Source organism: Pseudoalteromonas sp. '520P1 No. 423', assembly GCF_001269985.1.
In the GTDB taxonomy this organism is placed as follows: Bacteria; Pseudomonadota; Gammaproteobacteria; order Enterobacterales; family Alteromonadaceae; genus Pseudoalteromonas.
In genome coordinates this window covers 2,332,936-2,353,976 of the sequence record NZ_BBZB01000001.1, presented here as the reverse complement: position 1 = coordinate 2,353,976, position 21,041 = coordinate 2,332,936, and the positions used below count along the sequence as shown (strand labels likewise).

Sequence of the window (21,041 nt, the reverse complement as noted above, 5' to 3'; positions counted from 1 at the left end):
GTTTTAATAGTCACAGCTTTGCTGTTAAAAATATTTTGCTAATAATAATTGAATCAAAAAATGCGTCTAAGTCACTTCGCACTTTTCAATCTAATATAATTCGGTCCTATAACATACCACACAGCGGTTTTAATAAGTTACATTGGAGGTTTATTAATTTACCTAATTTTCAAAGTAAAAAAAAGCGGCCTATGGCCGCTTTTTATGATTATTCTTCGTCTTGAGGTGAAGAATTTTCAGGTTCAACTACATCCGGCGAATTCGCCTCAGTGCTAGCCTCTCTTGAAGTATCAGTTTGCTCAGTAGTTTCCGCATCTGCTTCAGGGTAAACAATAGCTTCTTCTATTTCGTCTATTCGTTGTAAACCAACAACTAGTTCATCTTCTGCTGTACGGATCAATATAACACCTTGGGTATTACGACCTACAGTTGAAACCTCATGAACACGTGTACGTACTAAAGTACTGCGGTTAGTGATTAGCATGATTTCATCGTTATCAAGTACCTGTACAGCACCAACAACTTTACCATTTCTTTCACTTACCTTGATTGATACAACACCTTGCGTTGCACGACTCTTAGATGGGTAATCTTCAAGTATTGTACGCTTACCGTAACCATTTTCAGTTACTGTTAAAATGTCACCATCAGTTTTTGGTACGATAAGTGAAATTACTTTATCATCTTCTTTAAGTTTAATACCACGAACACCCGTAGCAGTACGCCCCATAGGTCTTACACCTTTAAACTTAATTTCTTGCTCGCCGTTTTCATCTAAAACAGGGTTGCCATCTTCATCAATTGCTGAAATTTCTTCCGCTTCTTTGAATCTTACAACTTTACCCGCATCCGAGAACAACATGATTTCATTGCTGCCGTCTGTGATATCAACACCAATTAAGCTATCGCCATCATTTAGGTTGATTGCAATAATACCGCTTGCGCGTTGTCTGCTATATGCTGTTAAAGGTGTTTTCTTAACGGTACCATTTGATGTTGCCATGAATATGTATTTATCTTCTTCATATTCACGTACAGGTAGAATAGCGGTAATACGCTCATCTTCTTCAAGAGGTAGTAAGTTTACAATTGGCTTACCACGAGCAGCACGACTCGCTAATGGTAATTGGTATACTTTCAACCAATATAAGCGACCTGCAGTAGAGAAACATAAAATTGTATCGTGTGTATTGGCAACTAATAAACGTTCAATGAAATCTTCATCTTTCATTTTAGTTGCTGACTTACCTTTACCACCACGACGCTGTGCTTCGTAGTCGCTTAATGGCTGGTACTTCACATAACCTTCATGAGATAATGTTACAACAACATCTTCTTCATTGATTAAATCTTCAAGGTTAATATCATGCGCTGAAGCACTTATTACTGTTCGACGCTCATCGCCGTATTGCTCTTTAATTTCAAGTAATTCTTCACGAATAACTTCTAATAAACGCGCAGGGCTTGAAAGAATAAATAATAATTCGGCGATAACTTCTAATAAACCTTGGTATTCAGCAATGATTTTCTCATGCTCAAGACCAGTTAGTTTATGTAGACGTAAATCTAAGATAGCTTGTGCTTGTTGTAATGATAAGTAATATTCACCATCACGTATGCCAAGACCTTCTTCTAACCATTCAGGGCGAGCAACATCATCTTCACCGGCTTTTTCAAGCATAGCTTGTACATTACCTAGCTGCCATGGGCGTGCTAGTAAAGCTTCTTTCGCTTCTGCAGGTGTAGGTGAATTACGTATCAATTCAATGATAGGGTCTATATTTGCTAATGCAATTGCTAAACCTTCTAGCATATGTGCACGATCACGCGCTTTGCGTAATTCAAATACTGTACGACGTGTTACTACTTCACGACGGTGAACAATAAAGGCTTCAAGCATTTCTTTAAGTGTTAAACACTTAGGCTGGCCATTATCTAGTGCAACCATATTCATACCGAATACAGTTTGCATTTGTGTTTGTGAGTAAAGGTTATTTAATACAACCTCACCCACTTCACCACGTTTGATTTCAATTACAATACGCATGCCGTCTTTATCCGACTCATCACGTAATGCACTGATCCCTTCAATTTTTTTGTCTTTAACTAACTCAGCAATTTTTTCGATTAATCGTGCTTTATTAACTTGGTACGGTAACTCATCAACAATGATAGTTTCGCGACCTGTTTTTTCGTTAGTTTGTACTTCAGCTTTAGCACGGATATGAACTTTACCACGGCCAGTGCTATAGGCAGATTCAATTCCTTTAATACCGCTGATAATACCTGCAGTTGGGAAATCTGGCCCAGGAATGTATTCCATTAATTGCTCAACAGATAAATCTGAATCAGCCATTAATGCTAAACAACCATTAATTACTTCAGTAAGGTTATGAGGCGGTATATTTGTTGCCATACCTACTGCGATACCTGATGAACCGTTAACTAATAGCGCTGGAATTCTTGTTGGCATAACAGCTGGAATTAATTCAGTACCGTCATAGTTTTCTACAAAATCAACAGTTTCTTTATCAAGATCTGATAATAACTCATGAGATAGTTTAGTCATACGGATTTCGGTATAACGCATTGCTGCTGCCGAGTCACCATCAACAGAACCAAAGTTACCTTGTCCATCTACTAATAAATAACGCATTGAAAATGGTTGTGCCATACGTACGATAGTATCGTATACAGCTGTATCACCGTGAGGGTGATATTTACCAATTACATCGCCCACAACACGGGCTGATTTTTTATAAGGCTTGTTCCAGTCATTTTTAAGTTCATTCATCGCAAATAAAACACGACGGTGAACAGGCTTAAGACCATCACGTACATCTGGTAATGCACGACCTACGATTACGCTCATTGCATAATCTAGGTATGAGTTCTTAAGTTCATCCTCAATATTAACTGGAACGATTTGATTATTGGTATCAGTCATTCGTTGCCATTTCCTTCAGTCTACTTAACTTAAATAACATATTCTTTTTATTAACCAGACGATACTATCATACATTTTATTAATGTACATGATGTAAACCTGTGTGATTTTATAAAATTACCCTTTATAATGCCCTCAGATTAATCAGGAGGCTTTTTATGACCGAACATCAAAATGTAGATCCATCAGAAATAGCAAAATTTGAATCAATTGCTCAAAGATGGTGGGATCTCGATGGTGAGTTCAAACCTTTACACGAAATAAATCCACTGAGATTAGATTTCATTAATAATAGATGTAGTGGCTTATTTAATATGACAACATTAGATCTAGGCTGTGGTGGCGGTATTCTAACTGAAAGCATGGCGAAGTTAGGCGCTAATGTGACTGGCATTGATATGGGTGCTGAACCGCTCAATGTAGCTAAATTACATAGTTTAGAATCTGGTATTAAAGTTGATTATATTCAATCAACTGCTGAAGAGTTTGCACAAAACAACCCTGAATCATTTGATGTTGTTACTTGTATGGAAATGCTTGAACATGTACCAGATCCTGCTTCAGTAATAGCAGCGGTATCAAAATTAGTTAAACCAGGCGGAAAAGTATTCTTTTCAACTTTAAACAAAACTGTTAAGTCTTATTTATTTGCCATATTAGGTGCTGAGCACTTATTAAAATTAGTTCCAAAAGGCACACATGATCATAAAAAATTTATTAAACCTTCTACCTTAATCAATTGGGCAGAGCAAAATGGCTTAAAAGTAAAATCTAGCGCAGGTTTAAATTACAACCCACTTTCAGGTCAATATACCCTGGATCAAGATGTCAGCGTAAATTACATATTATACTTTGAAAAAATTGATTAATTTCTAGTGATACTTATATAGTTTGTTCAAATATCTTTGGGCAAACTATTTTCATACCCGACCGGTATCAATCTACTTTACTTATATAGGCAGTTTTATAAAGGTTTAATACCAAAGTTATAATAGAAACCCCTTATTTCCAGCTTAATCATTTCTTTAAATTAAGATGCTAGTTAAGATCTGTTCAATTTACGTCTACAAAGCAGTCAACTATATGTAGTAACAAGTTTGAATAATGAACACTATATATTGTGTTAATTACCATTTTCAACACGAGCGTGCTCAGTTTGCAGACAAACAGTTTAAAAAAATAAAATAATTTATTTTATGTAAATCTTAGTTGATTTTTAGATATTTCTAATAAATCAAAAGATAAAAGGTTAATGAGCACTAACCAGTTAAAGCTATACCCTAGTTATCCACATTTACAGCTAATTCTGTCCCTTGCAAATCATGCCGTAGACCTCTATCTTGTTCCTTATACTTTATCAGCCAACAGTATTTTTAAGCGCCAGCGCTATGCATTGCTGATAATTTTAACCTAATAATAAAGCTTTCAATATTTAATTTTTGTTGAGAATTTTTCGGCAACAATCAAGGAACTCAGGCAAACTATGAACCAACAGCTATCTGTGAGCAAACGTGACGGTATAAAGGAATCTCTTGATCTCGATAAGATCCATCGTGTTATAGAATGGGCCGCAGAGGGTCTTGACAATGTTTCGGTATCTCAAGTTGAGTTAAAGTCACATATTCAATTTTATGATGGTATTCGCACATCTGATATTCATGAAACGATTATTAAATCAGCTGCTGATTTAATATCTAAAGAAACTCCTGACTATCAATACCTTGCAGCACGTTTAGCAGTCTTCCATCTTCGTAAAAAAGCATATGGAAAATTTGAACCACCACGCTTATACGATCATATTGTAAAACTTGTTTCTGAAAACCGTTACGATGAACATCTATTAGCTGACTATACGAAAAACGAAATCGAGCAGTTAGATGAATTTTTAGATCACAGCCGTGATATGAATTTCAGCTATGCTGCAGTAAAACAGCTTGAAGGTAAGTATTTAGTTCAAAACCGTGTAACAGGCGAAATTTATGAAAGTGCTCAGTTTTTATATATCTTAGTAGCTGCAAGTTTATTTGCTAAATACCCTGTTGAAACACGCCTTGATTACATTAAACGTTTTTATGATGCAGTTTCTACATTTAAGATTTCTTTACCTACGCCAATTATGGCTGGTGTTCGTACACCAACAAGACAGTTCAGCTCTTGTGTATTAATTGAATGTGGTGATAGCTTAGATTCAATTAATGCAACTTCTTCAAGTATCGTTAAATATGTAAGCCAACGTGCAGGTATTGGTATTAATGCAGGCAGAATTCGTGCTTTAGGTAGCTCAATTAGAAACGGTGAAGCATTCCATACTGGCTGTATTCCTTTTTACAAACATTTCCAAACAGCTGTTAAAAGCTGTTCTCAAGGCGGTGTTCGTGGTGGTGCAGCAACTTTATTCTACCCGCTTTGGCATTTAGAAGTTGAAAACTTACTCGTACTTAAAAATAACCGTGGTGTTGAAGATAACCGTGTTAGACATTTAGATTATGGTGTTCAATTTAACAAAGTAATGTATAGCCGATTAATCAAAGATGATTACATTACATTATTTAGCCCGTCAGATGTACCTGGTCTTTATGATGCTTTCTTTGAAGATCAAGAAAAGTTTGACAAGCTGTATACTCAGTATGAGCAAGATGACTCTATTCGTAAAAAGCGTATTAAAGCAATTGAATTGTTCTCTGTATTTGCTCAAGAACGAGCAAGCACAGGTCGTATCTATTTACAAAATGTAGACCATTGTAATACCCATAGCCCATTTATTTCAACTGTGGCACCAATTCGTCAATCTAACTTATGTTTGGAAATTGCATTACCGACTAAGCCATTACAACATGTAATGGATGAAGAAGGTGAAATCGCTTTATGTACATTATCAGCGCTAAATCTTGGTGCAATTGATTCTTTAGATGAATTAGAAGAACTTGCTGAATTAGCTGTTCGTGCTTTAGATGATTTATTAGATTATCAAGACTATCCTGTTCCTGCTGCTAAAAATGCATCAATGGGTCGTCGTACGTTAGGTATAGGTGTAATAAACTACGCATATTACTTGGCTAAAAACGGTGTTAAATATTCTGACGGTAGTGCAAATGCCCTTACCCATAGAACGTTTGAAGCATTACAATTCTACTTGATGAAAGCGTCAAATGTATTAGCCAAAGAGAAAGGTGCTTGTCCTAAGTTTAATGAAACAACTTATTCTCAAGGTATCATGCCAATTGATACTTACAAAAAAGATCTTGATAAAGTATGCGATGAAGCACTGCATTTAGATTGGGATGGTTTACGTGAAAGCATCAAAACACACGGTATGCGTAACTCAACTGTTTCTGCATTGATGCCGTCTGAAACATCATCACAAATATCAAATGCAACAAATGGTATAGAGCCGCCACGTGGACATATCAGTATCAAAGCAAGTAAAGATGGTATATTGAAACAAGTTGTTCCTGAATATAAACGTCTTAAAAATAACTATGAATTATTATGGGATATTTCATCTAATGATGGTTATTTACAACTTGTAGGTATTATGCAGAAGTTTATTGACCAGACTATCTCAGCAAATACAAACTATGATCCAAATAAATTTGATGGTGGTAAAGTACCTCTTAAATTACTATTAAAAGATTTATTAACGGCTTATAAATTAGGTGTTAAAACACTTTATTATCACAATACCCGTGATGGTGCAGCTGATGCACAAGAAGATATAATCGAAGAAGAAGATGATGGTTGTGCAGGCGGTGCTTGTAAAATATAGCCATTACGTTTAAGCTGCATTATTTGCGGCTTTTACCTATCCATTGACCGTTAAATATTAAAAGTACCTTTAAAATGACTTATACAACTTTTAACCAAACCCCAAATAATGCCCTTCTTGAGCCTATGTTTATGGGAAACAGCGTTAATGTTTCTAGATATGACATACAAAAACATGCTTCTTTTGAAAAGCTAATAGAAAAACAATTATCATTTTTCTGGCGCCCAGAAGAAATTGATGTTTCAAAAGACAGATCTGATTGGCAAGGGCTATCAGATCCAGAAAAGCATATTTTCATATCTAATTTAAAGTATCAAACGTTATTAGATAGTATGGCTGCACGTTCAGTTAATGCTGTACTATTGCCGTTAGTATCTTTACCAGAGATTGAAACTTGGGTTGAAACTTGGGCATTCAGTGAAACGATTCACTCTCGCTCTTATACACATATTTTAAGAAACTTGTTCACTGAACCAGGTGAAGTTTTTGATGATATTGTTGTAAACCCGGCCATTTTAAAGCGTGCAAGTAGTATTGCTAGGTATTTTGATGACGTGATTTTAACAACACAGTTATTACAATCTCAAGGTGAAGGTACTTACGAAGTTGAAGGTAAATCAATTGAAGTCAGTAGACGTAAATTAAAAGAGCGTTTATTTTTAGCGATTTGTTCGGTAAATGCGCTTGAAGCGATTAGATTCTATGTAAGTTTTGCATGTAGCTTTGCATTTGCAGAACGTGAATTACTCGAAGGTAATGCTAAAATTATAAAATTAATTGCACGTGATGAAGCATTACACCTTACTGGCACACAACATATTTTAAATAACTGGATGAACGGCAACGATGATCCGGAAATGACTGAAATATGTAAAGAGTTACACAGTGAAGGCCGCCAAATTTTCTTAGATGTTGTAGAACAAGAAAAAGAATGGGCTGACTATTTATTTAAAGGTGGCTCAATGATTGGCTTGAATGCTCAGATCTTAAAGCAATATGTTGAATACATCAGTAACCACCGTATGCAAGCGATTGGCTACGATGCACCTTTTGAAGTTAAAAGTAATCCATTACCTTGGATCAACTCTTATTTATCAAGTGATAATGTTCAGGTTGCGCCACAAGAATCTGAAATTACGAGTTACCTTGTTGGGCAAGTAGACGCTGCCGTTGACGTATCTGATTTTGATGATTTTGATTTATAAGGCTTCATATATAAATGACAGATAAAGTATCTGTTAATGGAAAGCTTATTGGTTCGCACTTTGATAAGCTTTCTGACAACACCCTACTAGATTACCTAGAAAAACAAAAAGTTGAAGTACACTATCATTGCCGCGAAGGTTATTGCGGTGCATGTCGTTGTAAGCTTGTAAAAGGTAAAACTGATTATAAAATAGAGCCGATTGCCTTCATACGCCCAGGTGAAATTTTGCTATGTTGTGCAACACCAGACGGTGATGTTGAATTAGAACTCGATTAATTATCTTCATGCTATGTATATTTGATATATTTATGACATAGCATATACAATATTCAAGTTGATTTGCAAATTCCCTTTTTAAAAACCTTAAATATTATATTAATGCCATTTCGTTTAAGTTTGTCTCATAAAACCCGTTATTATCTGAAATAGAAATTTTTTTATTGTCTAATATGACAGACCAATCAAGTTTTCTTTCAATGTTGTCTTCTATTTCATTGATAAAACAATTATCTAAAGAAATAAGCTTTAAGTTTTCAATCAAACGTAATTTACTTATATTTTCATCCAACCATTCACTGTAAGTCGGTGTTAATATAATTACCTGCTCTGCCTTATGGGACGCTTTATCGATTCGTTTTATTGATGGAAAACCCGCATCTAACCATATTTCAAAATGTTCGTCTAATGATTGGATCCCTACATCTGGATTAAAAGAGTGCGCTTTTGGGCTATAAATATTGGCCTCATTTAGTGGTAATAAACTATAACCTATTAATTTTAACAAAAAATGTGTCGTGTCTTCATTTGGTAATAAAGCCAAAGTAAAATCTTTGTGTTCATATCGATTGTGATCAATATCTGAAACATCAATATGTGCTTTAAATAATCTGCTTTTATCAGCCATCTTTGCGCTCCAAATAATAAATTATACTTAATATTATAGACAATGGATCACTATTAAAATTGCAGTAACAATTGTTGATATATTATCACGTAACAATTAAAATAGACCCTGCGTTACAATATAACAAAACATTAAGGTTTTAAATTCAATGAAAAAGTCATTATTAGCCAGTGCTGTTTTAACTTCTTTAGTAAGTAGTTATGCAATTGCTGAACCAGTTTCAGGTGTAGTTTTAGATAATAATAACCAACCTATTAGTAATGCACGGATTCATTACCATGGCAAAAAACAAAGTGTATTAACAAATAACAATGGCGAATTCACCATTGATGTTGATGCCAGTGGCCAACTGCATATCAGCAAAGATAATTATTTAGACAAAAGAATAAATGTTGACCCAAAACAATCTAATTTAAATGTAATTTTAGACGCCTCTGCTATCGAATCAGTTGTGGTTTATGCCTCTGGATTACATAAAAATAATATGGAAATGGCTTCACCTGTTTCTGTACTAACAGGTGATCACCTTAAAAATAAAGCCCAAGCTACTTTAGGTGAAACGCTAAAAGGCATACCTGGCGTAAACTCTAGTTATTTTGGCCCAGTATCCTCTTCTCCAATTATTCGTGGAATGGACGGCCCACGAGTAAGAATTATGCAAAATGGTCTTGATACCAGTGATGCCTCTCGAATCGGTCCTGATCATGCGACAACTACTGAGTCGTTAACTGCAGAACAAATTGAAGTTCTTAGAGGTCCAGTCACATTATTATATGGTTCAGGTGCGATTGGCGGTGTGGTTAATGTTGTAGATGAGCGTATTCCTTCAACTCAACTAGAAGATATTTCTGGTGGCTTTGATGTGAGATATGATTCAGCTTCTAATGCTCAATCACAAGCTTTTGTTTTAAAAGGCGGACAATCAGGCTTTAATGTTCATTTGGATGCATCAAATCGAAATAGCGACAATACTCAAACACCTGATTTTAATTTTGAACATGAAGATGGTGATAATGAAGTTTTAACTGAAATCGAAAATACTTTTTTAGAAGCAACTACTTTCAATTTTGGCACTAGCTATATTAGTGATCATTTCACAGCCGGATTCTCTTACAGTAAATTAGATTCTGACTATGGTATTCCTGGCCACGACCACGATCATGGCCACGAAGATGATCATGATGATGAACATGATCACGAAGACGAGCACGATCATGAAGATGAGCACGAAGAAGAAGAACATGAAGAGCACAATGTTTTTGCTAGATTAAAACAAGAACGTACTCAAGCAATGTTTATTTGGACTCCACATCACAATATTATCGAGAAAGTAGAAGCTAAATTTGGTTATACCAATTATGAACATGGCGAAATTGAAGGTGATGAAGTAGGCACATTATTCAAAAATGACAGCCTTGAATCACGTATTACAGTTGAGCACAATATTAACAAATGGCATGGTGTTTTAGGTTTCCATAGTTTACATTCTGATTATGAGGCGCAAGGCGCAGAAGCATTTACGCCAGCTTCTGAGACTGAGCAATATGCATTATTCCTGCTTGAAGAACGCAAGTTTAATGATGTGACAATTGAACTTGGTGCCCGTTTTGAAGATTATAGTTTAACAGCTGGTGATTTAGAAACTGGACATGACGATCATGACCATGAAGAACACGATCATGACGAAGATCACGGTGAAGAAGCACATCATGGAGAAGAAAGTTTCTCTGACTCATTTACCAATTTCAGCTTTTCAGCTGGCGCAGTATATAATTTTGCCGATGGATATTCTGCCTCAGTGAGTTTAACACATTCCAAAAGAGCCCCCTCTTCTGCTGAGCTGCTATCTAATGGTATTCATATCGCAACTGGCACTTATGATTTAGGCGCTGCATATGAAATCGAAACAGAAGATGATGGTCATACTGAGATCCATTTTGAGCCTGAAGATTTACAGCAAGAAACGGCAAACAATATTGATATCACTTTCAGAAAATTTAAAGGTGATTTTGGTTTTACAGCTAATATCTTTTATAACGACATAAATGACTATTATCATCAACAAAATACTGGTTTTGTTTTTGATGAGCATACTCATGAACTAGTTAAAGATGAGCACGAAGATTATGAGGAACATGACGATCATGAAGGCCATGAAGATGAGCATGAGGAAGGTCTAAAGGTTTATCAGTTTAATACTGCTGATGCTAAATTATATGGTTTCGAAATTGACTCACATTATCAGTTTAATAATAATATGATGATAAAAGTATTTGCTGATTCAATCACAGCAAAGTTAGACGATGATTCATATATCCCTAGAATTCCAGCAAATAAAATTGGATCAAGTTTTGAATTTCAAAATCAAAACTGGGATTTTGATATGACAGTTACTCATCATTTAGCGCAAGATAAGCTAGCACAATTTGAAACTAAAACAGATTCATATACTTTAGTCGATTTTGGCTTTAGCTACTATTTAGAAGCTCTAGGCACTGATAGTACTTTATTTATCAGGGCAAATAACCTAACTGATGAATTAGGCTTTGTACATAATTCATTTATTAAGGAGCAAGCACCGCTTCCAGGTCGAAACTTTACTTTAGGCATTAGGGGTTATTTCTAAGGTCTTATAAAGCACAGTAGATACAAAAAACCCCGCATTTAGCGGGGTTTTTATTATCTTTGCAATAAAAAGATAATTATACGATTTCAAGTAACTCGATATCGAAGATAAGCGTAGAGTAAGGAGCAATTGAAGCACCTGCGCCACGTTCACCATATGCTAAATCTTGTGGAATGTGTAAACGCCACTTTGAACCAACTGGCATGATTTGTAATGCTTCAGTCCAACCTTTGATAACACCGCTTACTGGGAACTCAGCAGGTTCGCCACGCTCAACAGAACTATCAAAAACAGTACCATTGATTAAAGAACCGTGGTAATGCGTACGTACTGTAGACTCAGCAGTTGGGATCTCACCTTCACCAGCAGTTAAAATTTCGTACTGTAAACCAGACTCAGTAACTGTGATTTCTGAACGCTTAGCATTATCTTCTAAGTAAGCATTACCTTCAGCTGCTAATTCTTTAGCTTCGCTATCGCGACGCTTTTGAATTTCAGCATTGATTTCTTCGAAAGCAGCTTGAATTTCAGGAATTTCAACTTGGAATTCACCACCAGTGAAAGCATCTTTCATGCCTTCAAAAACAAGATTAAGATTTAAACCTTCGAATGGGTTACCTTTAAGTTGCTCACCCATTTGTAAACCAATACCGTAGCTTGCTTTATCAGCATTTACTTTAAATTTTTCAGACATAACTTTTCAAATAACCTTTAAAAGTATTTATAAAAAAATAATGTAATCACGTTACATTATTTCAGGATTTTATCATTTTTATTTCTTTTGTTCAGAATTAATCGGCATTTTTTTAGCTAAGAAACGAATTAACTCATAACAGATAGGCAATGCGACATATAGAGATAAATAAAAGAATGAGTAAACAGTATCTAATGGCTGATTTTGTTTAAGTAATACAATAATACTCATTAAACCTAAGCCTAATATTGATACAAACCAACTACATATTCTTGGATATTGCTTTTCATACTTATTTATTAAATGCGCTATTAGTGCGATATAAATTAAACTATAAAATTGAGCACCTGGATTTTGTGCAATTGAATCATCTATCATTTTAAAAACATTGGTAAAACCCAAATAATAAAAGACGCTAAAAGCAGTCCAAAGCAATAATTTAACACTCATTTTATTTTGCATTTAACTCTGTTGACCCTAGAACATAAAAATAGGGATTTTACGCTAGACTTTACATGCGCTCAAATACTTTATGTAATTATTATTTATCAGTAGATTATGGCAATCATTAACTCTAGTTAATGATTTTTCTTAAAATGCGATTTAAAATTAGCAAAAAATACAACGATTTCCTTTAAAAATTCCAATTGTCATCAATAATAAATATTCAAATGATATATGTAGCACGTGACTTAATATTTTTATATATTACACTAGATACTGTATAAAAATACAGTATAATAAGAGCCTTATTTATATATTTAAAAAATCACTAAAAGGGATTCGAAATGGATACAAATGATGAGCTAAAAGATCTAATGGCATACGTTCCTTTAACACAATTAACAGTTGCAAATTACACAGAATCTTCAATTGATGTCGTTAAAGATTGGTGCTCTCCTAAACAAGCTAAAAGGTATAACAATATGCCATTAAATAAACTTAAATTATTAAAGTTTGAAATCATAAATAGGAGGTAGTATTTAAATTTTAAAATACTACCGTTTAAAAACATTGATTTTCATTTCTAACCTAGTAATTAACTCATTTAAAAAATACCTGCATTTCTTCGCCGATTTGTTTTCGCATTTCCATTAATTTTATTGTTGCTTCGTGCTGCTGTTTATCAATATCATTTTGAGGCTTCCATTGAGGTACACTTTCAGATTGCCCATTTTGATCAACTGCAGCCATGATTACGATGCAATGAGTTGTTAACCTATGATTTAATGATTTTGGATCGCTCGCATTAACTTCTAAGGCAATATGCATTGAAGAATTACGAGTATAAATAACTTTAGCAACTACTTCGACTGAACTACCAACATGTATTGGAGCTACAAAAAGAATTCCTCCGGCATAGGCTGTCACACAATACCAACTACTCCAGCCAGCAGCACAGGCATAAGCGGCTAAATCAATCCACTTCATAACAGCACCGCCATCTACTTTGCCACCATAATTAACATATTGGGGCTAAGATAAAAATCTCAGGGTGATTTCTCTATTTCACTTATCCATTCTCTCTCTAATCATGTTTGATTTAATTCTAAAGCAACTCTTAGTAGCAGATAACATTACAAAATAAATATTACCGAATTATCAGTGAGTTAATTATTAACAAGAGAGCTTTTATGGTTAAAATGAGTGCAGAGTACATTTTGTAATAGGCTTTAGGGAAAAGGGAGCAATAATTATATTGATTCTGGCTAATCTAAATAAACATTAGCACTAAAAATTTTCCATCCCAAATCAGTTAAGTGACAAATATATAAACATTTAAACTCTATGTTTGATGCTGTCGTGTGAACTAACCAAGAGATATCAACAGCTGTAGCACCTTCTCCCATTGGCATAGTTTTTATGATTTTGTATTTTGCGGATTGGTATCCTAAAGTTTTTAAAGATTCCATGTTAACGGTGAATTTTTCTTTTAAATACTCATAGGATGTATACACTTGTTTGCCATCAGAATCATTTATGGCACAAGGAATGACATAATTATCAGCTATTGCGGTACTATCTAAGTGATTAAATGCACTAGTATAATTATCGAATAAATTTTTCAATATAACCTCTGTTAAATTTAATTATTTTTAATACGTAAATCAGGATGTTCTTTAATAAAGTTTATAAGAGGCAGAAATAATGGTTTAGGTAGCTCATTTAATTCAAACCATTGCCATTGTTTGCATTTATTTGGTTCTTTAACTTCAACTTCGCCACTAAAGTCGTAAGCACAAACGAAAATCGTTACATAATGCTTATTTTCATTTGCAAATATATCATTTGTAAAACCAAGTTTTTTAATAGACTTTAAATTTAAACCCGTTTCTTCCAATCCTTCTCTTTTTGCACATTCCTCTATACTTTCACCTACTTCTAAATGGCCTCCTGGTGTGGCCCAAGTATTAGCACCATGTGCACCAATTCTTTCACCTAAAAGTATTTTATTTTCTTTAAAAATAATGACACCAACACCGATCCGTACAGTTTGTTCCATTTAAAGTTAATCTCCTACTAATTTTAATATAATAAGCTTATATGTCTTCACATATAAAAATAAAGGGCGCTAATAGCGCCCTTATTTAATTGATATTATTAAATTTTATTCAATTGATTCTAACTCTTCAATTCTTTTATCGTATGTTTGTGCTTCATTGATAAACCTTTCATATTCTTCATTATTTTCCAATGCGACACGGGCTCTTTCATAATACTCGGCACTTTTCTTTTTATAATAGTCGATCATATATCCCTCGTTTTCTTCCTGATAACAAGCCAACAAATTACAGAAAAATTAGATGCTTTACAATAGAAAATATTACAAAAATGAAATAAAAATATGAGTAGTATAAAATGAAAATTATGCATTATTTTTAGACATAAAAGTGAAATTAAATAATTAACTTCTTATCTATTAAAGTTGTGTATAAATAAGCGCTACATAAATCAGAATATTAGATTTACTCTTTAAGAGTGCGGTACAAACTTGGCTTTATGATTTATTATTCAAATGATAAAAATTAAATGGCAGAAAGATTGAAATATGAACTGTACTATAAACACGTTCTAAGTATTTAGTTTCATGCAATAAAAAAGCCTAATCAATGATTAGGCTTTTTTATATAAATTAAGTGGCGGAGAGATAGGGATTTGAACCCTAGATGGGCTATAAACCCATGCCGGTTTTCAAGACCGGTGCATTCGACCACTCTGCCATCTCTCCGCTATGAGGCGCATAATAGTCAGTTAATAAATTATTGTAAAGCACTAATTTATCATTTTATTTTAACTGCTGTTTTTTACATCATTAAGTCTATAAAAAACAGCTGTTAATAATATTGTTTTGGGGATTTAGCAATTAATGAACTTACTAAACTCAAAATTATTCCTGCTACTGCAGCAAACAATAAACCAAAAGCTAAATCAACGTCACCAAAGATAATTTGTTTTATTGGTTTAGTTAATATTAATGGCATGCTGCTAAAGCTAAATACAAAAAAACTAATTTTAAACGCGCGTATAAAACTAAACCTTTTTGTAAAATGCATTCGCCAAGTTAATAAAGTTATTACGCCAAATAAAGAGCCAAAAATATACTCTTCACTCTGTGTCGTTGTAGCAATGTAGTAAGTTACTAAAGCACCTAATACACCCCAAATTAACCATTGCCACCAAGTTTCTTTTTCGCGATAAAATAAATGATTCACTTTCGCGGGCCTCTTTTTTATTCTTATTATTGTTTTAGTTTAAATTATGTCAAAGCTATTTTGCTTTGTACTTAATAACCATACCAAAAATAACAAGAATAAAAAACCATCAAACTGGTGTTTTTTTGTATGTTCCTTTATTTATTTTCCTAATAAATAGAAACACACTAAGCTAATGATAATAGCTAATAAAACATTTAATATTGCACCTTGTTTTACCATGTCAATCACCTTTATTTCGCCTGTAGCAAAAACGATTGAATTAGGTGCAGTAGCGACAGGTAAACAAAACGCACAAGAACAGCTTATTACCACAGGGATCATTAATAATTCGATGGGTAAACCTAAGGCGATTGCTGCTGATGCGATCACTGGCATAAGCAATGTTGCAGTTGCTGTATTAGATGTGATTTCAGTTAAAAAGGAAACTGATATACATAATGCAAACAACATAAGCAATAAAGGTAATGTACCTAGACTTACTAAGAATTGACCTAGCATTTCACTTAAACCACTGCTTACAAATGCTTTAGCAATACAAATACCACCCGCAAACAGTAATAACATCCCCCACGGGATATCTTTTGCTTTTTCCCACTCAAGTAATTTCTTGCCTTTACCATTTGGTGTTAAAGCCATCGCTATCACACCTAAAAGTGCAATGCTCGAATCACCAATGGTAGTATTACCTATAATGCCAGACCATCCACCAAAAGGTTCTTTTCTAAAAATCCAAGCAAGTGCCACTAATCCGAAGATTATTAATACACGTTTTTCAGCTACTTGCCACTTTCCCATTTCTGGTAATTCTATTACTGCATTTAGTTTAATATTGCGCCCAAGCCAAAGCGCAGCGAGTGGGATTGAAATTACAACAATTGGCACAGCTATTTTCATCCAACTTATAAAGCCATATTCTTTTTGTGCAAACTGCTCATATACAGATGCAAATATTAAGTTTGGCGGTGTGCCTATAATTGTGCCTATACCGCCTATAGATGCTGAATAAGCTAATCCTAATAATAATGCGATTTTAAACTTGGTATTATCTGTGTTGGCACACAGCGCTATAACTACAGGTAATAACGCAACGACAGTTGCTGTATTTGAAATCCACATTGATAACACTGCACTTGTTGCCATAATTGCAAATAAAATCTTAGATGCACTACCCCCTCCTATTTTATTAATGATCATAAATGCAATTCGTTTATGGACTTGTGATTGTTCTATCGCAACCGCAAGCATAAATGCGCCCATTAATAATAAAATAACATGACTACCAATCGAGCTAGCCGCTTGTTTATGTGTTAACACCCCTACCAATGGAAACGATGCTATTGGTAGAAGTGACGTTAAAGGGATGGGCAAGGCTTCTGTTATCCACCAATAACCGGTCAAACTCGTGATTGTGAGTGTTAAAGTAATTTCATGGGCTAGTTCAAATATACTACCAAGTGAATAAACGATGGCAGCAAAAATAAGTCCCATTAAAATATGAGATTTAATAATTTTCATTATATGCTTCTTCTTTTTGTTATTTTTTGACTTAATATCAAAGCCTTTGATCACACTGAATTTAAATATTCATTTGAAGGTGTGACCAAAGAATAGATAGTTTTGCAAAAAGTATTTAGCGCTATTTCAATAATGTGATCTTACATGACAAATATGGATAAATTGTGAAGTTAAATTAAACCCTATTCTGTTTTTTATCAGTAAATGCTTTATTTTAGTTCTGAGAAAAATGCGTTAACGTCATGCCTATGAGGTTTGACAAAATCACTTGCCGCTGTACCTAAATACAAATAACCCACAATTTCATCTAGTTCATTTAAACCAAGCGCTGTTTTTACATGCTCACAACTGGCATATGATCCTGTTCTCCAAACACCCGCAAGGCCTTGCGCATATGCAGCTTGTTGCATTGCCATTACAGCACAGCCTGCTGACTGAACTTGTTCAATACGAGGGACTTTTGCATGTTCGATGTATTTAGCGATGGCGATGATGATCATAGGCGCACGTAATGGCATTTCTTTTGACCTTTGTATCGCTTTAGCGTCAACTGGATTTTCAGGGTTTAAATTTTTAATAGCTGATTGGTAGTATATTTCACCCAATTTATGGCGTTTTTCACCTTCAACAATGATAAATTCCCATGGTTTTAATGCAGCATGATCAGGCACTTTTAATGCAGCTTGTTGAATAATGCTTAATTGTTCTTTTGTAGGACCTGGTGCTTGTAGTTTACTATCTGATTGGCGGTTTAAAAGGAGATCTATTGCATTCATAACTTTGTTATTTCACACTAATTTTATTTGAATTAATATGAGAATAACAAAGTTAAACTAAATTATGCAGTTATTTCGCTGCTTTGTTATTACGAGTAAGCCAATAATCAACACTCGTTATGCGACCACCACCTGTAAAAAATAAACTTAATAACATCACAAAGTAAGTGAAAGAAAATTCTATACCGTTATTTAAAATGACCGGTCTGCCAGTTTCATATAAATATTCAGTGAAACCATTTTCCTCAACAATTTCTTTAATTTTATCTAAACGCTCTTTTGTATCTATACTATTTTGTAAGCTTTTCTGAGCCCCAGGGATCTCAAACCAAGTTAATACTTTAGCTGCACTGGTATCTGGATTAGTAGGCGTTACAGCAAACCAACCATTATTCCAATGAACTGTTGTTGCAGCGATGAACATGGTAAACATTAATGGAATTGCCGCAACCCTGGTAAATAAACCTATCAGTAAAAACCAACCTCCTAAAAACTCACTCCATCCGGCTAAAAGTGCTAATAAATCAGGAAAGGGTAATCCCAAACCCCACTCACTATTACCAAACCATGCAACGACATTTGCATCAGCTGAGATTGCATTAATTAATCCGTTCCATTCGCCGCTTAATCCTAATTTATTAAAACCTGCAATGATCATCACTGGCGCTAAAATCAATCTGAAAAGCAGCGGCGCTAGACCCGATGCAATTTGTGTTTTATCTATACTGGCGTTATAAAATTGAAATAGTTTTTGAAGCATATTAGAAACCTTATTTTTTCTCTTAATGATGTAACGACTATTTATCAAGACCAAGGTTATTCATTATTTATTTCAAATTATAAATGAAAGAAGCCCACTAAATATTAGTGGGCTTTGAGTGTAAAATACATTTTTATAAAGAATTAAATGCGCCGTGCAAGTTCTAATGCTTCAAAGATAGCGCGTTTTGCGTCTATTGCTTGTGCTAATTTAGCACCGCCTATCACATGTACGTTTGAACTTTCTTTTTCTGCATCATAATTTTTTGTATTTGATACTTGGCCAATACACGCAATCACAGTATCAACATCAAGAAAACGGGTTGTTTCATTTTCTTTTATTTCTAAGCCTTTATTACTAAAGCTGACATATGAACATCCTGATATTTGTTCAACTTTTTGCTGTTTGGCAACACTACGGTGGATCCAACCTGTTGTTTTGCCCAGATCAGAACCAAAACGACCAGGGCTACGTTTTAACATATACAGTTTATCTTGCGCTTGATGATTTGATTGTTCAACTTCTATGCCCCATTGGGTTTGAAACTCATCAATTGATTTATTTGTAGATTCAGCTAAAAAAGCCACCATATCAAAGCCAATACCACCAGCACCCAGTATCGCAACACGTTTGCCTATTTTTACTTCACCACGAATGACTTCATCGTAAGCTAATACACGTTTATCATCGCTACATGTTATATTTGCAAGTCTAGGGCTAACGCCTGTAGAAAAAACGATATCATCATAATTTGATTTCATATCTGATGCGAAAGCAGTATTGAGTTCAATATTAACGTTTAGTCTAGCAAGTTCACTTTTAAAGTAAGTTAAAGTGTAATTAAAGTCTTCTTTACCAGGTACACGCATTGCCAAGTTAAATTGCCCCCCCATACCTGATGACTTTTCAATTAAAGTTACTTTATGGCCTCGCTGTGCTAAGTAACACGCACATGCCATACCAGCAGGTCCTGCACCAACAACTAATACGTTTTTAGATTTAGGTGCTTTTTCTATTGCGTATTCTAATTCATATCCAGCTTGTGGATTAACTAAACAAGTGGCTCTTTTACCTTTAAATACGTTATCTAAACAGCCCTGATTACAAGCTATACATATATTAATATTATCGCTTTGTTTTTGTTGGTATTTAATAAAAAAATCTGGATCGGCTAATAATGGCCTTGCCATAGAAATTAAGTCAGCTTGATTATCATTTAATATTTGGTTTGCGATATCAGGGGTATTTATCCGGTTGACTGCAATAACAGGAACAGACACCATATTTTTTAGTTGTTCTGATGAGCGCTTAAATGCACCTTGCGGTACCATACTCGCTATTGTTGGAACGCGTGCTTCATGCCAACCTATACCAGTATTAAATATATCAACGCCCGCTTTTTCAAGTGACTTAGCTTGTTGTTCGACCTCATCTATGTTTGAGCCATCATCCACTAAATCTAACATTGAAAGTCTAAAAACTATCATAAATTTTTTAGAAACCACACTGCGGACTGATTTTACAACTTCACATGCAAATCGCATTCGATTTTCTGGTGTACCACCCCATTCATCTTTTCTTTTATTTGTACGAGGTGCCATAAATTCATTAATCAAATATCCTTCTGAACCCATTATTTCTACACCATCATATCCCGCTTTTTCGGCTAATAAAGCTGAGCGTGCAAATGATTTAATCGTAGACTTTATCGCACTATGGGACATTTCTTTTGGTTTAAATGGATTGATTGGCGCCTTTATAGCACTTGGTGCAGTATTTAACGGATGGTATGCATAACGACCTGCATGTAATAACTGCAAACAAATTTTACCATCGTGTTTATGAACAGCTTGTGTAATAGATTTATGTTTTAGTACATCTATCCAAGAATTGAAAGATGATGAAAACGGAGTTAACTTGCCTCTCAAGTTCGGGCTATAACCCCCAGTGATTATAAGTCCAACACCACCTTTTGCACGGGCTTCGTAAAAGGCACGTAATTTACTGTGGTTACGCAAACCTTCTTCTAATCCGGTGTGCATAGACCCCATTACTAAACGATTCTTAAGCTCATTATTTTTTAATTTTAGTTTTTGTTCTAACATTTCGCTTCTTCTAACTGGTCATACC

At 34.5% G+C, this 21,041-nt stretch carries 18 protein-coding genes, 1 tRNA gene and 1 pseudogene; 6 read left to right on the top strand and 14 right to left on the bottom strand.

Translation table 11 applies throughout. The annotated features are described in order from the left end of the window. Window positions 1-208: 208 nt before the first annotated feature. Window positions 209-2,947: a DNA topoisomerase (ATP-hydrolyzing) subunit A gene (gene gyrA / locus PSA_RS10760; protein ID WP_082305702.1), complete on the bottom strand. Its 2,739-nt coding sequence runs from the start codon at window positions 2,945-2,947 to the stop codon at window positions 209-211. A gap of 158 nt (window positions 2,948-3,105) precedes the next feature. On the opposite strand from gyrA, the gene ubiG reads away from it, so the two are divergent. The 4 genes from ubiG (at window position 3,106) to yfaE (ending at window position 8,196) form a co-directional block, all read left to right on the top strand. Further along, window positions 3,106-3,816 carry a bifunctional 2-polyprenyl-6-hydroxyphenol methylase/3-demethylubiquinol 3-O-methyltransferase UbiG gene (ubiG, locus tag PSA_RS10755; RefSeq protein WP_042150961.1) on the top strand — a complete coding sequence of 237 codons (711 nt, stop codon included), beginning with the start codon at window positions 3,106-3,108 and terminating at the stop codon, window positions 3,814-3,816. 614 nt (window positions 3,817-4,430) lie between these two features. Then, window positions 4,431-6,713, top strand: coding sequence for a class 1a ribonucleoside-diphosphate reductase subunit alpha (gene nrdA / locus PSA_RS10750; RefSeq protein ID WP_042150963.1), 2,283 nt, complete (start codon window positions 4,431-4,433; stop codon window positions 6,711-6,713). Window positions 6,714-6,787: 74 nt separating this feature from the next. Next, window positions 6,788-7,918, top strand: coding sequence for a class Ia ribonucleoside-diphosphate reductase subunit beta (gene nrdB / locus PSA_RS10745; protein ID WP_042150965.1), 1,131 nt, complete (start codon window positions 6,788-6,790; stop codon window positions 7,916-7,918). 14 nt (window positions 7,919-7,932) lie between these two features. Then, window positions 7,933-8,196, top strand: a complete 264-nt coding sequence (gene yfaE, locus PSA_RS10740) for a class I ribonucleotide reductase maintenance protein YfaE (protein WP_042150967.1) — start codon at window positions 7,933-7,935, stop codon at window positions 8,194-8,196. A 94-nt stretch (window positions 8,197-8,290) separates the two neighbouring features. Here yfaE and PSA_RS10735 read toward each other — a convergent pair whose 3' ends face one another. After that, window positions 8,291-8,824 carry a YaeQ family protein gene (locus PSA_RS10735; protein ID WP_042150969.1) on the bottom strand — a complete coding sequence of 178 codons (534 nt, stop codon included), beginning with the start codon at window positions 8,822-8,824 and terminating at the stop codon, window positions 8,291-8,293. Window positions 8,825-8,972: 148 nt separating this feature from the next. Here PSA_RS10735 and PSA_RS10730 point away from each other — a divergent pair, with 148 nt between their 5' ends. Next, window positions 8,973-11,450 carry a TonB-dependent receptor gene (locus PSA_RS10730; protein WP_042150972.1) on the top strand — a complete coding sequence of 826 codons (2,478 nt, stop codon included), beginning with the start codon at window positions 8,973-8,975 and terminating at the stop codon, window positions 11,448-11,450. A 76-nt stretch (window positions 11,451-11,526) separates the two neighbouring features. Here the strand turns inward: PSA_RS10730 and PSA_RS10725 are convergent, their stop codons facing one another. Together PSA_RS10725 and PSA_RS10720 are read right to left on the bottom strand one after the other, a co-directional pair. After that, complete coding sequence (locus PSA_RS10725; RefSeq protein ID WP_042150973.1) at window positions 11,527-12,144, bottom strand: FKBP-type peptidyl-prolyl cis-trans isomerase; 618 nt, start codon at window positions 12,142-12,144, stop codon at window positions 11,527-11,529. Between the two features lie 78 nt (window positions 12,145-12,222). Beyond that, window positions 12,223-12,606, bottom strand: a complete 384-nt coding sequence (locus PSA_RS10720) for a hypothetical protein (protein ID WP_042150975.1) — start codon at window positions 12,604-12,606, stop codon at window positions 12,223-12,225. Between the two features lie 326 nt (window positions 12,607-12,932). On the opposite strand from PSA_RS10720, the gene PSA_RS10715 reads away from it, so the two are divergent. Continuing rightward, window positions 12,933-13,124, top strand: a complete 192-nt coding sequence (locus tag PSA_RS10715; protein ID WP_042150977.1) for a hypothetical protein — start codon at window positions 12,933-12,935, stop codon at window positions 13,122-13,124. Between the two features lie 64 nt (window positions 13,125-13,188). Here the strand turns inward: PSA_RS10715 and PSA_RS10710 are convergent. The 10 genes and pseudogenes from PSA_RS10710 to PSA_RS10670 all read right to left on the bottom strand — a co-directional run bounded on the left by PSA_RS10710 (window position 13,189) and on the right by PSA_RS10670 (window position 21,016). Further along, window positions 13,189-13,644 (bottom strand): annotated as a pseudogene (locus PSA_RS10710) (acyl-CoA thioesterase). Between the two features lie 209 nt (window positions 13,645-13,853). Then, window positions 13,854-14,213 carry a glycogen debranching enzyme N-terminal domain-containing protein gene (locus tag PSA_RS10705; RefSeq protein WP_042150978.1) on the bottom strand — a complete coding sequence of 120 codons (360 nt, stop codon included), beginning with the start codon at window positions 14,211-14,213 and terminating at the stop codon, window positions 13,854-13,856. Window positions 14,214-14,230: 17 nt separating this feature from the next. Next, window positions 14,231-14,647 carry an NUDIX hydrolase gene (locus tag PSA_RS10700; protein ID WP_042150980.1) on the bottom strand — a complete coding sequence of 139 codons (417 nt, stop codon included), beginning with the start codon at window positions 14,645-14,647 and terminating at the stop codon, window positions 14,231-14,233. A 105-nt stretch (window positions 14,648-14,752) separates the two neighbouring features. Next, window positions 14,753-14,896, bottom strand: a complete 144-nt coding sequence (locus PSA_RS25205) for a hypothetical protein (protein WP_157575764.1) — start codon at window positions 14,894-14,896, stop codon at window positions 14,753-14,755. Between the two features lie 386 nt (window positions 14,897-15,282). Then, window positions 15,283-15,373, bottom strand: a tRNA-Ser gene (locus PSA_RS10695). A gap of 106 nt (window positions 15,374-15,479) precedes the next feature. After that, window positions 15,480-15,857 carry a hypothetical protein gene (locus PSA_RS10690; RefSeq protein ID WP_042150981.1) on the bottom strand — a complete coding sequence of 126 codons (378 nt, stop codon included), beginning with the start codon at window positions 15,855-15,857 and terminating at the stop codon, window positions 15,480-15,482. Window positions 15,858-15,998: 141 nt separating this feature from the next. After that, window positions 15,999-17,375, bottom strand: coding sequence for a DASS family sodium-coupled anion symporter (locus PSA_RS10685; protein WP_042150983.1), 1,377 nt, complete (start codon window positions 17,373-17,375; stop codon window positions 15,999-16,001). A gap of 209 nt (window positions 17,376-17,584) precedes the next feature. Continuing rightward, complete coding sequence (locus PSA_RS10680; protein ID WP_042150985.1) at window positions 17,585-18,151, bottom strand: NAD(P)H nitroreductase; 567 nt, start codon at window positions 18,149-18,151, stop codon at window positions 17,585-17,587. Between the two features lie 70 nt (window positions 18,152-18,221). Next, complete coding sequence (locus tag PSA_RS10675; protein WP_042150986.1) at window positions 18,222-18,911, bottom strand: DoxX family protein; 690 nt, start codon at window positions 18,909-18,911, stop codon at window positions 18,222-18,224. Between the two features lie 143 nt (window positions 18,912-19,054). Continuing rightward, entirely contained in the window at window positions 19,055-21,016 is a 1,962-nt protein-coding gene (locus PSA_RS10670) for an FAD-dependent oxidoreductase (protein WP_042150988.1), read from the bottom strand. Window positions 21,017-21,041 lie beyond the last annotated feature (25 nt).

What these genes read in the sequence shown, in the direction of transcription:
- PSA_RS10730 (WP_042150972.1), top strand. Translation starts at nt 8,973, where the DNA reads ATGAAAAAGTCATTATTAGCCAGTGCTGTTTTAACTTCTTTAGTAAGT.
- PSA_RS10670 (WP_042150988.1), bottom strand. Translation starts at nt 21,016, where the DNA reads ATGTTAGAACAAAAACTAAAATTAAAAAATAATGAGCTTAAGAATCGT.
- PSA_RS10715 (WP_042150977.1), top strand. Translation starts at nt 12,933, where the DNA reads ATGGATACAAATGATGAGCTAAAAGATCTAATGGCATACGTTCCTTTA.
- nrdA (WP_042150963.1), top strand. Translation starts at nt 4,431, where the DNA reads ATGAACCAACAGCTATCTGTGAGCAAACGTGACGGTATAAAGGAATCT.
- PSA_RS10680 (WP_042150985.1), bottom strand. Translation starts at nt 18,151, where the DNA reads ATGAATGCAATAGATCTCCTTTTAAACCGCCAATCAGATAGTAAACTA.
- PSA_RS10700 (WP_042150980.1), bottom strand. Translation starts at nt 14,647, where the DNA reads ATGGAACAAACTGTACGGATCGGTGTTGGTGTCATTATTTTTAAAGAA.
- gyrA (WP_082305702.1), bottom strand. Translation starts at nt 2,947, where the DNA reads ATGACTGATACCAATAATCAAATCGTTCCAGTTAATATTGAGGATGAA.
- ubiG (WP_042150961.1), top strand. Translation starts at nt 3,106, where the DNA reads ATGACCGAACATCAAAATGTAGATCCATCAGAAATAGCAAAATTTGAA.
- PSA_RS10720 (WP_042150975.1), bottom strand. Translation starts at nt 12,606, where the DNA reads ATGCAAAATAAAATGAGTGTTAAATTATTGCTTTGGACTGCTTTTAGC.
- PSA_RS10675 (WP_042150986.1), bottom strand. Translation starts at nt 18,911, where the DNA reads ATGCTTCAAAAACTATTTCAATTTTATAACGCCAGTATAGATAAAACA.
- PSA_RS10685 (WP_042150983.1), bottom strand. Translation starts at nt 17,375, where the DNA reads ATGAAAATTATTAAATCTCATATTTTAATGGGACTTATTTTTGCTGCC.
- PSA_RS25205 (WP_157575764.1), bottom strand. Translation starts at nt 14,896, where the DNA reads ATGATCGACTATTATAAAAAGAAAAGTGCCGAGTATTATGAAAGAGCC.
- nrdB (WP_042150965.1), top strand. Translation starts at nt 6,788, where the DNA reads ATGACTTATACAACTTTTAACCAAACCCCAAATAATGCCCTTCTTGAG.
- PSA_RS10735 (WP_042150969.1), bottom strand. Translation starts at nt 8,824, where the DNA reads ATGGCTGATAAAAGCAGATTATTTAAAGCACATATTGATGTTTCAGAT.
- PSA_RS10725 (WP_042150973.1), bottom strand. Translation starts at nt 12,144, where the DNA reads ATGTCTGAAAAATTTAAAGTAAATGCTGATAAAGCAAGCTACGGTATT.
- yfaE (WP_042150967.1), top strand. Translation starts at nt 7,933, where the DNA reads ATGACAGATAAAGTATCTGTTAATGGAAAGCTTATTGGTTCGCACTTT.